This is a genomic window from Bifidobacterium apicola (assembly GCF_042846865.1).
In the GTDB taxonomy this organism is placed as follows: Bacteria; Actinomycetota; Actinomycetes; order Actinomycetales; family Bifidobacteriaceae; genus Bombiscardovia; species Bombiscardovia apicola.
The window spans coordinates 1,029,078-1,041,617 of the sequence record NZ_BAAFQQ010000001.1; the positions used below are offsets into that span (position 1 = coordinate 1,029,078).

The following is a 12,540-nucleotide window of genomic DNA, read 5'->3' on the forward strand; positions in this document are numbered from 1 at the left end:
CAATTAGGCTCCATGCTAAAGACTCACAGGTAACTTGTCTGCAAGAGCGTGTTTTTCTTACTTGGGAAAGTAATTCGTGAAAACACGCTCTCTTCTGATTCGCATCACCCCTGGTCGGCCTGCTCCTCATGATGGACACGGAAGGCCAGCTCAGCCAGATGGACGCCGTGGGTCAGGAACTCCTGGGTCCGGCAGACGTAGTCATGCTCGCGGCCCAGGCGCGCCAGGTAGCCGTTGATATAGTCCACCTCGGTTGGGCGGCCCTTGGACATGTCCTGGTACATGGAGGGGTAGTGGAGGGGATTGCCCACGCGGCTGACATAGTCCACCTCGTCCAGAGTCTCCTGGCGGGTCTGGATCAGCTGCTTGCCGGCCCGCTCGCAGGCATCATAGGCCTCGTCGATCAGCTGGCGGGACATATCCTTGGCGCCCGGGTAGGAGACGAACTGGCCCATGGTGATCTGGTACATGGTGCAGATGGTGTTGACCACCGAGTTGAAGATGATCTTGGCCAGGCAGGTGCCCTCGAAGTTCTCGGTCAGGATGGGGTTGAGATTGGCAGCCTTGAAGTCCTTGGCCATCCGGCGCTCCAGGTCGGTGGTCTGCTCGGTCATGGCACACAGATGCACGGAGCCAGCCCCGGACTTGCCGATGAAGTCCACGTCGCCGGGCCCGTTGAGGACCGTGCCGATCATGGCCGTGCCGCCGTAGACGCGCTCCTTGGGGAAGTACTTGAGCAGCTTGTCGAAGTGCCCCCAGCCGTTCATGGCCGAGAAGACCACCTGATGGTCACGGAAAAGCGGTGCGCAACGCTCCAGGACGGCCTCCAGCTGCATCTGCTTGAGCATGACGATCCAGACATCGGGGTCGCCCTTGTAGTCCTCGGGGGTGTAAATGTTGACGGGCACCAAATGCCGATTTTCATGATCACGGGAGACATAGACGCCTCCTTGGTCATGAACCTTGTCGATATTGGGCATCCAGGTATCCACGAAATCCACCTGCAGGCCGGCCTGCTCCTGCAGCAGCACACCCAGACGATAGCCCATGGCTCCGGCACCGATGACCGTATATCGCATCGAAATACACCCTCTTAATCTCTTGAATAGACAAAGCACCTCCGGGGACCGGCCCCGGGGATACCAAGCAGTATGCCGAGAGGGCGGAGGGGAACCAAGGCAACGGTCGCATGCTGGACATAGGGACTGGAACATGCCAGGATTTCCGCGCCTTGAAAGACACAACCACCCTGATCGGAAACCCTCGAACATACGCGGACATCCTGCCATCCCGATGGAGACGTCGACCTAGGCTGGAATCCATGCAGAAAGAGCAGAGAGGAGCCGGGGGGGTGGACCGGCGGACGCTGGCCATTCTGATCCTGGTGGGCGTGATCAGCGGATTCCTGTCGGGCATGTTCGGCATCGGTGGCGGATCGATCATCGTGCCTGCGCTGGTCTGGACCGGACTGCAGCAACGTCAGGCCTCGGCCACCTCACTGGCATCCATGATCCCCATGTCGCTGGCAGGGGTGGCCTCCTACGCACTGGGTGGGCATGTGGACTGGCTGGCCGCCCTGTTGCTGGCCGTGGGCACGGTCATTGGGGCGCAGATCGGCACCTGGCTGCTGGACCGGCTTCCAGAGGTGATGCTCAGGTGGCTCTACGTGGGCTTCCTGATGGCCGTCATTGCCCAGCAGCTGCTGTCCACACCCTCCAGGGAGAGCAGCATCCAGCTGAGCCCGGCAGTGGCCCTGATCATTCTGCTGGTCGGTATCCTGATCGGAACCCTGTCCGGCTTGCTAGGCGTCGGCGGCGGAGCCATCGCAGTACCGGCCCTGGCCCTGCTGGGCGCCAGCGACCTGATCGCCAGGGGAACCTCTCTGCTGGCCATCCTGCCCAGTTCATTATCAGGAACGTTCACCAACCTGCGCCACCACTTGGTTCACGCCGGTCAGGGACTGCTTCTGGGCATCGTGGCCGCACTGACCACGCCGGTGGGCACCTGGGCGGCTTCAGGGGTCAGCGCGCGAGTGGGCGCCAATCTGTTCGCCGCCTACCTCTGCCTGATTGTCCTGCGCTGCATCTGGGCGGCCCTCCAGGTCACCCCGGCCTTCCAGCGGTACATGTCCAATCACAGCCACCGCTGAGAAACAGAACTCAGCCCTGGCGCTGCTGGGCGAAGAAATCGGCAAGAATCCCGGCGCATGCCTGTTCGCACACACCGCCCAGCACTTCGACCCTTGTCCCGGTGTGCGGATCACGAGGCAGATCCCAGACCGACCCGCAGGCCCCCATCTTGGGATCCCAGGCGCCGAAGACCACTCTGCTGAAGTGGCAGGCCATCAGGGCTCCAGCACACATGGGGCAGGGCTCCAGGGTGACGACCATGGTGCACCCTGCCAGATCCCAGCCCGCGTCGGATTTCCCGATGGCCTCCATCTCGGCGTGAGCCAGGGGACGGCCCAGGGCCTGCCGCTGATTGAAGCCCCGGCCGATGACCCGGTCCGAGGCATCCAAGACCAGGGCGCCCACGGGCACATCCCCCCGGTCGCCGGCTATGCCGGCCAGCCGCAGGGCCTCCGCCATGGGCGCCTTCCACCGTTCTTGCACGGATTCAGTCTGGCAGTTCAGCCCGACAGGTCGGTTCAGTTGATCATGCCTGCGATGCGGCGGCGCACATGGTGCAGGTGGCTCTTGGGCCGCCCGGACGTGTCGATGCCCCGCTTGGCCAGGAAGGCACGAACCATCTTGTCGCCCTCGCTGAAGATCAGGACCGTCAGCCCAATCCCCAGGCAGATAAGCCACTGGCTTGCGCTCAAGGGAGCCATGCCCAGAACGCCTGCAATCGGGGCCAGATACATGGCCCCCGCATGGATGCCCAGGGCCACGAACGAGGCCACCAGAAGGAAGGTGTTGTCCAAGGGATTGAGTTGGAAGATCAACCTGTTCTCGGACCTGGCCGACATGGCGACGAAGAAGTTGAAGAGGACCAACAGGGTCAGGGCCATGGTCCGGGCATGGGCCAGATCCATCCCCGCGTTGATGTTGAGGCGGTAGAGGACCAGGATGCAGGTGGCCATCCAGAGTCCGCAGACGGCAAGTCGCGCCCAAAGCACCCGCGAGAGCAGGCCCTCTCCAGCCGAACGCGGGGGCGACTCCAGCTCATCCCCGTTGCCCGGTTCGAATCCCAAGGCGATGTCCTGGACGCCGTTGGTCACGAAGTTGATCCAGAGCATTTGCAGGGGCAGGAAGAGCAGGGGCTCCTCGGCAATGACATTGACCCCCACGGCGATCATGGCGGCTGCGGCCGTGGACAGGAGGAAGTAGGCGGACCCTCGGATGGCCTTGAAGATGACCCTCCCCTGGCGCACGGCCTGGGTGATGGTGATGAAGTTGTCGTCGGTCAGGACCACATCGCTGGCCTCCCGGGCCACGTCAGTGCCGGAACGACCCATGGCGATGCCCACCGAGGCCGCCTTCAGGGCAGGGGCGTCATTGACGCCATCGCCGGTCACAGCCACCACATGGCCCTCATCCTGCAGGGCTTCCACAATGCGCAGCTTGTCCTGGGGGGAGACTCGGGCAGCGATGGAGGTCTCACGCAGACGGGCCCGGAGGACCTCGTCGCTCATCTCCAGCATCTCGCTGCCGGTCAGCGCCTGATCGGTGTGCTCAAGACCCAGGCGGCGGCCTATGGCGGCTGCGGTCACCGGGTGGTCGCCGGTGATCATGACCACGCGGATGCCGGCCCCTGCGCATTCGGCGATAGCCTCGCGCACGCCGGGTCGAGGCGGGTCGAGCATACCCTCAAGTCCCAGGAAGGTCAGATCGTCAGGTCGACGACGGGAGGCGGGGTCCTGATCAGAGGAAAGGACCCTGCTGGCCACGCCTATAACCCGCAGCCCCTGGGAACCCATGGCTTCGTAGGACTTGTGGACGGCCTGAGTATCCAGGGGAATGACTTGGCCGCTCGGGTCCAGCATGGTTCGGCTCATGGCCATGATCGCGTCCGGAGCGCCCTTGACATATTGGGTCAGGGTGCCGTCCGGGCTGCGACGGATGGTCATGGAATGGAGCAGCTCCGGCTCGTAGGGGGTCTCCAGGACGATAGGAGTGTCCAAGTCCTCGGTAGTCACGGCTCCGGTCTGGTCGGCCAGGCGGGCCATGGCCATATCGACCGCGTCGCCGCTGTATTCGATGCCGCCTTGTTCATTCGGCTGCCGGTGGGCCTCATTGGTCAGAGCCCCGGCCCGAGCAAGGGCGGCCAGGCCGCGCATACGGTCATCGTCGGATACGGCCGCTGCGTCCAGGTTCATGCCCTCGACGGGGACCGGCTGGCCGCCGCCCAGGGTGAGTTGTTCCACGGTCATGCGGTTCTGGGTCAGCGTGCCGGTCTTGTCCGAGCCGATGACGGTGATGGAGCCCAGAGTCTCCACCGCCGGCAGAGAGCGGACGATGGCATGGTATTCAGCCATCCTCGAGACGCCCAAGGCCATGGCCACGGTTAGCACGATGGGCAGGGCCTCGGGCATGGAGGCCACCACCAGCGAAACTGCTGACAGGAAGGCCCCCGTAGCATCGCCATTGAGGATGGCTCCGCCGATGAAGACGAAGATGGCCACCAGGATGACGGCGACGGCGATGCCCAACTCGGTGCGGTGGATGATCCGCTGCAAAGGCGTGCGGCCCTTGGCCACATGGACCAGATCGTTGATCTCGCCCAGCTCGGTATCGGAGCCAGTGGCCACCACCAGACCTCTGCCACGGCCGCTGGTGACCATGGTGCCTGAGAAGGCCATACAGTGCCTGTCGCCCAGGGCTGCATCGCGATCCACGGGGTCTGTATTCTTCTTGGCGTCCTCGCTTTCGCCCGTCAGCATGGCCTCGTCTACGCGCAGGTGAAGGGCCTCGATCAGCCTCAGGTCGGCGGGGATGCGGTCGCCGCTCTCCAGCAGGACCAGATCGCCCGGGACCAGCTGGTCGGCGTCAATCTGCTCCATCCGGCCCTGGCGCACCACCCGTGTGGTGGGGGTGGACAGGGTAGTCAGGGCCTCCACGGCCTTGTCAGCCTTGGACTCCTGCACATAGCCGATGATGGCATTGAGAAAAAGAACCAGGAAGATGGCCGCAGCGTCCACATAGTGCTGCAGAAAAATGGTGATGATGCCGCAGACCATCAAGACGGCGATCAAGGGGCCGGCGAACTGCTCCAGGAAGAGCTTCCAGCGAGGTTTGGCCTGGGCCTCATCCAGGCTATTAGGCCCGAAGAGCTCCAGTCGGCGTGCGCTCTCCAGCGTATCCAAACCTTGGTCCCCGGTGTGCAGGGTCTCCAGCACAGCCGAGGTCTCCAGGCTGTGCCAGACGGTGTCGTCGAAACGCATGTCAGCCCCTGCTGCCGCTGCGCTCTGATTCGTAATGTTTGTAGATGTCATGGATGATGTCATCGGTCAACCTGGCCTTTCCAAACCGGATCGGTCATTTGTCCCCGCATGCGACCCTCTGCAGTCGTTCTTGCAATCTTCCTTTTGGACCGGGGGATGTCCAAAAGCATCGGGGAAACAATAGCGTGCATGCAAGTCCCCGGGGTCAAGAGATGGGGCTCCAGGTCAGCCGCCGCAAGCAGTGCCCGCTGGGAGGTTCGGAGCCTTCCCGGTCTTCACGAGTATACCGATTGAGCCGGCCTTTCATGCGCTTACGGGGGTCCCCGGGCCGGATTTTCACAAATGTTCGCCTATCGCGAGCACCGTCTGTCCACCATTTTGACTTGAGGTGTCAACTTAGCGCACATTGTCCATCAATACTGTTCCTGGATATCGCCATTCCGTATAATGGACTATGCGACGTCGATCCTCATGCGACCCTGCACTCGAAGATTCCTTCATTGGTCGAACGAACCCTGCTAGTCGGGCCTGCGGAAGCCCGCCCGGGATTGCGTGGCGGAAAGGAAGCCCGTGGAAACATTCATCCTCATTCTGTGCATACTTGCTGCCGTCCTCGTCTCTTCCTTCATCGCCAGATTCATTCCGCGGATCTCCACCCCCCTGGTTCAGATCGTCTTGGGCGCAGTCATGGCTCTGCTGCCCATCTTCCCTCGGATGCGGCTGGATCCCCAGCTGTTCATGGTCCTCTTTATCGCGCCCCTGCTCTACTACGAGGCCCACACCATCAACAAGGTGGAGCTGCTCAAGGGATTGCGATCATCCCTTTCCCTAGCCATTGGCCTGGCTGCTCTGACCATGCTCATGGTAGGCGTCATCCTGCACGCTGCCTGGCCCATGTTCCCCCTTGCCGCAGCCATGGCCTTGGGTGCCGCCCTAGGCCCCACTGATGCCGTGGCCGTTTCCTCCCTGGGTGAGAGCGCCGACCTTACGCCAGACGAACATTCAATCCTTGCAGGTGAATCGCTCTTCAACGATGCCACCGGCGTCATCGGCTTCCAGTTCGCCATCCTGGCCACTGTGACCGGCTCTTTCTCCCTGCCCCGGGCCCTAGGCGAGTTTCTCCTCGAGTTTGTGGGCGGCATCGGCTTCGGTCTGATCATGGGCTTTTTGGTCAACTGGCTTTTCGAATCCGCCCGCCGCCTGGGTTGGGAAACCACCACTACCAGGATTCTGCTGGAGCTCTTCCTGCCTTTCCTGATTTACATGGTTGGTCAGAACATTCTGCATGTGTCCGGAGTCCTGGCCGTGGTCTCCACCGGTCTGCTGGTCCGCTTCGACCACACCGGAGTGGGACCCAATACTTCCAAGGCCAATATCGTTTCATCCAGCGTTTGGAAGGTGCTCTCCTTCAGCCTCAACGGTGCGGTCTTCGTCCTTCTGGGCATGCTGCTGCCGGCGGCCATGGGCACCAGCTGGCGAGACCAGCGGGTCAGCAACTGGATGCTGGTGGCCACCATCACCCTGGTTTGCCTGACTGTGATCGTACTGCGCTTCCTCTGGACAGTCAGCGTCCTGATCTTCACCAAGGACCATGAAACCGGCAGCAGGCCAAAGATCACATCCAAGCTCCTGAGGTCAGCGGCCGTCATGACCTTTGGCGGCCCCAAGGGGACCATCACCCTCTCTCTGGCCCTGACCATCCCCTATATGACCGACGACGGGTCGGCCTTCCCCATGCGCAGCGAGCTGATCTTCGTGGCTGCCGGAGTCATCATCGTCACCCTGGTACTGGCCAACTTCGCCCTGCCGCTGCTGGCCCCCTCCCAAAGCAGCGAGGTGCCAGCCCAGCAGGTCGAAAAATCCATCAAGGTGCTCAGAGGCACTGTACGGGAGCTCTCCAGCAGGATCACTGACGAGAACCGGCTGGCCATCCAGCAGGTGATCAAGCAGTACAACCACCGCATCGCCAAGCTCAAGTCGCGAATCGGGCAGTATTCCCCCAAAGACTTCCAGGATCTGCAGGTGCAGACCATGGAGTGGGAGCAGGACTACATGGAGGAGCGGCTGAGCCGGATCGAACAGGCTCAGGATCAGCTGGAGGAAAAGCTCAAGAGCGAGGACGCAAGTATTGAGCAGGAACCTGTATCAGCGCAGTCTGCGGCTGAGACTGAGGTCGAACCCAGCACCGAGGCCGAGACCGTAGCAGACAGGGATGCCGATGCCCAGCTGATCGACCGACGCGGCGAACGTGGCGATGACCAGGAGGAGCTGCTGAATCTGCGCAGCCAGGAGCAGGCCGCCCGCAGGATCCTGTCCACCATATCCGGGTCCCTCTTCCACCTGGACAGGGGCGGAGAGATCCGCTGGAGAGCCTACACGGCTCGTCGGCGAATCAGGGGTCTGCTGCACAGCCAGTTTCACCGCCTGAAGCACCTGACCCAGCCGATCGATAAGGACCGAGTTTTCGTTGCCGGGCGCCACCTGCAGGCGGAGATGAACCACTTCCTGATCGAAAAGCTCTACTCCGAGCTAGGCAAGGGACGATTCAAGACCGAGGACCTGCTGAACACCATCATCAATCACCAGATGATCGAATCCTCAGCGGAGGGGAAAACCGAATACGCGGGCATACCTGCCGTCAGAGATCAGGTGGAGGAGGCCAAACGCGAGGGGTACGCCATCGAGCTGAGCCAGATCCAGGATATGGTCGAATCAGGGGAGATCTCGCGCACGACAGCCAGGAAGATGCGCCGCAACGTCTACGTCATGCAGGTCGACGCTGATTCGGCCCTGTGAACCGATCTACATAAGGCCTGAGGTCACATCAATCTCGCCCAGCCACTGACGAAGGTCATTCAACTCGCGCATGTCGACGGCATGATCCAAGTGGTCGTACTCAGTGGTGTGCAGCCATACATGCTCGTCCAGCCAGGCGGCCAAGGCCCGGAATTCGTACTTGGGCACAGTGGTGTCATCCGAACCGAAGCCCAAGAAGACCGGTTTGTTCAAGCCAGCCAGGCGCTCATCCGCCGGAGCGGTGCCGGACACCAGGCCCGGGGCCAGGAATCCGGACAGGCATATGGAGGCCCGGTAGCGCTCAGGGTTGACCCGAAGCAGGTGAACAGCCAGCATGGCCCCCTGGGAGAAGCCCATGACTACCACAGGTCGATCCTCGGGGATGTTGGCTGAAACCCAGGCGTCCACAGCCCGAGCTGCTGCGTAGCCGTCCCGATCCAGGTCCTCCTGTTCGGGACGCATATCGTGGAACCAGGTGTAGCCCGGGCCGAACATGCCGCGCTCGCTGCCTGGCACCACCATGGGCGCTCGCAGGGATGCGTAGTCATTGTAGGGGGCCACGTAACGCATCAGATCAGCCATGTCCTCCTCGTTGGAACCCCAGCCGTGCATGAGTACAAAAATGGGCCGCGAGGGGTTGGCTGTGCCCCGCTTGCGGGACCAAAGGACCTGCTCGACTTTGAGCTCCTGCCCAAAACGTCCGGGCACCACCGTGGAGGGCCGACCTACCAATCCGCCGTCATTCTTTTGCGCTTGATCCATACCTGCCACGATAGTCGACCGGTCCAGTCATTCAATGCTGACTCATGAGCGGCTCGGCCTGGCCACCCCACTGGCCCTGCAGTCCGGTCACCTGGGTCTTGCCGCCCACTACCATCCACCGCTTGCCAGTCAGCAGCCATAGGTCCTGGGGCCGCAATCCGCCTCCGTAGCGGGAGAGCAGGTCAGGCACGTGGGCGCGGATGGGTCCCTTGGCCAGGGAAGCCGCTGAATCGTTGTCAAAGACTACGTAGGCCATGGTCGTATCAGTGCAGTACCGAGCCTGGGAGATGCCCACATATCCGCCTAGGCTGATGTCATGCCAACCTGAAGCGCACTGGCCAGCAGCCTTGTCGATATCGCCGCTCATGGCCTGGGGCGAGCTGATGGGCGCTTCGTCACGCTCAGGGGCCTTGATGATGCCCTTAGGGGAAGAGTTGGCGATGAGCAGTCCTGCCACAGTCAAGAGCATTCCGCAGATCAGAAGAATAATTCCCGTCGAACCCACCGATGGCCGGTTCGTAACTGTTCCGGAGTGACGGGCTATGACGACCAGGATTATGGTCAACAGAGCAAAGGCCACGGAAACACCCACCCAGGCTGAGATGCCCACCTGGCCTATGACCCCCAGCCTGGAGGGAGCTATGGCGTGAGCCAGCAAGGCCGCACCCGCCAAGGCCGAGACCAGCCCAGTAACCGCCGCAAACCGACTCCAGATGTTGGCATGGGCTATCTGAATGGGACGCTCATCAATGTCTGGGCGAGGAGGGTAGGAGTCTGGCAGACCCTCGTCATACCCGCTGTCCGCCAGCCGCTGATCCAGCTGGTTGAATCCATCGGCCATCGACCTCGCCACCTTTCACGGTTGGTTTCAGTCTATGGGGACGGACGCATGCAGACAGGCGAGGGCAGCCAATGCTTCACCATCCCAACATCCCGCTAGGCTGATGGATGGGCATAGTTCATGGGCATAGGTACTTATCACCGCGACGTCCGACATATGCACAGGCCCGATGACGGTGAAAGGTCCCAGAGCTCAGTTAGCGTTCACCCCTTAATGTCTCGGGGATCCTTCTTGCCTATGGTGCGCTTGTCGCGGATTTTATTGCCGCCTTTGTTATGGATGTTGACCTCGCCGCCGCCTGACCGGTCTGCAAAGACCTTGGCCTGCTTGGTGGCCTCCGCCTTGGTGGCGAAGGTGCGGGAGACGCGTGAGGCTCCGGCCCGCTTGACTGTCCAGAGATCGCGTTCCCCGTCGTATTGCACGTGATAATCAGCCATGATGGCCGTCCTTTCCATACTTCTCTGTACCCCCTTATCTTCCACTGCCTGGCCTGAGGCACCGTGCTTCGACACTCCGGAATCCGCTGAAACAATAAACTGAACGTGCTTGAGTTGATCGTCTACTAATTGTCTATGGACAACCCGATAATGTTAACTATGAACGATGCGCAGATGCCTTTAAGGCAATCTACAAATGCTGTAGCTCAAGAAGTAGGTCTTACCAGACAAACCCTTTATAAATGGGCAAAAAATGGGGCCATTAAAATCAATCGCGATAACAAAGGTCATTATATCTGGGATCAGGCAGCATTAATATCACTAAAAAAACGTATAACAAGCCATTCCTCCGGCGATGCGCAGAGAAATCACCCGAGGCAGCAGACATCGCCAAGAACCTTCAGCATTGGCAATCGTAGATATTTAGGTTCTAAAACGCGTCTACTTCCATTTATTCAGGAGGTCGTTAATAACCATACTGTCAATGTGACAACTGTTGCAGACATATTCGCTGGAACAGGCTCAGTTGCTGACATGTTCCGTAGACATGGTGCACAGATCACCGTAAACGATATATTAGCTTCGAACGCCGTGGTCTACAGCTGTTTCTTTGGAGCTCAGCATGTGCGCTCCTCATGTATCACAAACTGGATTAATGAAATGAATGCCCTACCAGGACATCGCGGTTATGTAACCCACAATTATGGAGACAGGTATTTCTCCGTAGAAAATGCTATGAAAATTGATTCTGCCCGCGAATACATTGAAGCACAAAGATATATATCCTCTCGCGAAAAAAATATACTGCTTACCTCTCTCATTTATGGATTGGATAAAATAGCCAACACCGTAGGCCATTATGATGCTTATCGCAAAGTTATGGATTCTATCGAACCTATTCACTTCCTATTACCCGACTACAAATCAAGAAATAGGTCCACTTCTGCCAGAATCTACCAAGAAGACGCCAATAAACTTGTCCGAAAATTAGATTATAATGATCTAATTTATATAGATACTCCCTATAATTCGCGTCAATATGGCGATACGTATCATGTGCTAGAAAACATCGTGCTATGGAAAAAACCAAAATTGTATGGGGTGTCCCGTAAGGCTATGGACCGAAGCAGCACCAGAAGCCTTTATTGCACTACACAAGCTGGATCTGCGTTCGACGATTTGATTCAACATCTTAATACGCGGTATATCCTGGTGTCTTATAACAACATGGCGAAAAAAGGAAATGGGCGCTCAAACGCCAAAATTAGCGACGAAGAAATGCGGGACATATTGTCCAAACGAGGTAAGCTACAAATCTTCTCTACCCCTTTTCACCCATATACTACCGGCAAAACACATCTAAAAGACCACCGAGAGTACCTGTATCTAGTTGACACAGAGGAATAGTTCAATGAAGCCGATAAGGTCATTCTTAAATTATCCCGGAAATAAATTTCGCTTACTTCCTCAGCTATTGCCATTATTCCCGCATGACAATATCAGCACTTTTATTGATCTGTTCTGCGGTAGTGCTGTAGTGTCATTAAACTTCCCTGACTGTGAAACGATACTGGCTAACGATATTGACACCCACCTCATTCAATTGCTATCAAGGGTCAGCAATCAACAATACCCAGAATTTAAAAAACACATTCTAGACATAGCTGAGCAGTACAGGCTATCGAACACAGACAAATATGGCTATGCGTATTATCAAGCAAACTCATCAGAGGGCTTGGCAAACATCAATCGAAAAGCATTTAATCGTATGCGCTCCGATTATAACTCCGGAGACAGCAGTAACAACGAAAATTTAGATCTGCTATATGCTCTGATAGTTTTTGGGTACAACAATCAAATGCGCTTTAATCAGCATGGAGTTTTTAACAATCCAGTTGGGAAACGGGACTTCAATATACGTATGCAAGCAAAGCTGCGAGATTTCATACATGCTAGCCAGTCCAGACACATACATTTTTGCAACGATGATTTTAGCAACATTGGCTTTTATGGTCGAAATGCATTTGTATATGCTGACCCTCCGTATTCTTTGACTACCGCTGTTTACAATGAAGCGACTTTGTGGAACGAAAACAATGACCAACAGCTATTTGAATATTTAGATGATATTGACAAACTCGGGGGTCGATTTGCTTTAAGTAACGTATTTACACTTAAAGGAAGGACCAACTTCAGTTTGATAAAATGGTCCAGTAAATACCACACTCACCATCTGAACATGTCGTATTCATATTCTAGTTATAATACAGTGCGTTCAGGCAGCACTGACGAGGTTTTAATTACCAACTACTAGAAACGAT

The 12,540-nt window shown here is 58.1% G+C and carries 10 protein-coding genes; 4 read left to right on the forward strand and 6 right to left on the reverse strand.

What is annotated here, in order from left to right:
* Window positions 1-104: 104 nt before the first annotated feature.
* On the reverse strand, window positions 105-1,079 hold the full coding sequence (locus ACGG9J_RS04295; protein WP_390133933.1) for a ketopantoate reductase family protein: 975 nt from the start codon (window positions 1,077-1,079) through the stop codon (window positions 105-107).
* A gap of 242 nt (window positions 1,080-1,321) precedes the next feature.
* On the opposite strand from ACGG9J_RS04295, the gene ACGG9J_RS04300 reads away from it, so the two are divergent.
* Window positions 1,322-2,149, forward strand: coding sequence for a sulfite exporter TauE/SafE family protein (locus ACGG9J_RS04300; RefSeq protein ID WP_390133935.1), 828 nt, complete (start codon window positions 1,322-1,324; stop codon window positions 2,147-2,149).
* Between the two features lie 10 nt (window positions 2,150-2,159).
* Here the strand turns inward: ACGG9J_RS04300 and ACGG9J_RS04305 are convergent, their stop codons facing one another.
* Together ACGG9J_RS04305 and ACGG9J_RS04310 are read right to left on the reverse strand one after the other, a co-directional pair.
* Window positions 2,160-2,588 (reverse strand): nucleoside deaminase, encoded by a 429-nt coding sequence (locus ACGG9J_RS04305; RefSeq protein ID WP_390133936.1) that lies wholly within the window; start codon window positions 2,586-2,588, stop codon window positions 2,160-2,162.
* A 59-nt stretch (window positions 2,589-2,647) separates the two neighbouring features.
* Window positions 2,648-5,434 (reverse strand): cation-translocating P-type ATPase, encoded by a 2,787-nt coding sequence (locus ACGG9J_RS04310; protein ID WP_390133938.1) that lies wholly within the window; start codon window positions 5,432-5,434, stop codon window positions 2,648-2,650.
* Between the two features lie 519 nt (window positions 5,435-5,953).
* Here ACGG9J_RS04310 and ACGG9J_RS04315 point away from each other — a divergent pair.
* Complete coding sequence (locus ACGG9J_RS04315) at window positions 5,954-8,179, forward strand: cation:proton antiporter domain-containing protein (RefSeq protein WP_390133940.1); 2,226 nt, start codon at window positions 5,954-5,956, stop codon at window positions 8,177-8,179.
* 6 nt (window positions 8,180-8,185) lie between these two features.
* Here ACGG9J_RS04315 and ACGG9J_RS04320 read toward each other — a convergent pair whose 3' ends face one another.
* The 3 genes from ACGG9J_RS04320 to ACGG9J_RS04330 form a co-directional block, all read right to left on the reverse strand.
* Window positions 8,186-8,941: an alpha/beta hydrolase gene (locus tag ACGG9J_RS04320; RefSeq protein WP_390133942.1), complete on the reverse strand. Its 756-nt coding sequence runs from the start codon at window positions 8,939-8,941 to the stop codon at window positions 8,186-8,188.
* Between the two features lie 31 nt (window positions 8,942-8,972).
* A complete protein-coding gene (locus tag ACGG9J_RS04325; protein WP_390133945.1) occupies window positions 8,973-9,782 on the reverse strand; it encodes a hypothetical protein in 810 nt (269 codons plus the stop codon).
* A 203-nt stretch (window positions 9,783-9,985) separates the two neighbouring features.
* A complete protein-coding gene (locus tag ACGG9J_RS04330) occupies window positions 9,986-10,219 on the reverse strand; it encodes a DUF2188 domain-containing protein (protein WP_390133947.1) in 234 nt (77 codons plus the stop codon).
* Between the two features lie 159 nt (window positions 10,220-10,378).
* Between ACGG9J_RS04330 and ACGG9J_RS04335 the strand changes: the two genes are divergently transcribed.
* Both ACGG9J_RS04335 and ACGG9J_RS04340 read left to right on the forward strand, forming a co-directional pair.
* Window positions 10,379-11,626, forward strand: a complete 1,248-nt coding sequence (locus ACGG9J_RS04335) for a DNA adenine methylase (RefSeq protein ID WP_390133949.1) — start codon at window positions 10,379-10,381, stop codon at window positions 11,624-11,626.
* A gap of 4 nt (window positions 11,627-11,630) precedes the next feature.
* Window positions 11,631-12,533 (forward strand): Dam family site-specific DNA-(adenine-N6)-methyltransferase, encoded by a 903-nt coding sequence (locus tag ACGG9J_RS04340; RefSeq protein ID WP_390133951.1) that lies wholly within the window; start codon window positions 11,631-11,633, stop codon window positions 12,531-12,533.
* The last annotated feature ends 7 nt before the right edge of the window (window positions 12,534-12,540 follow it).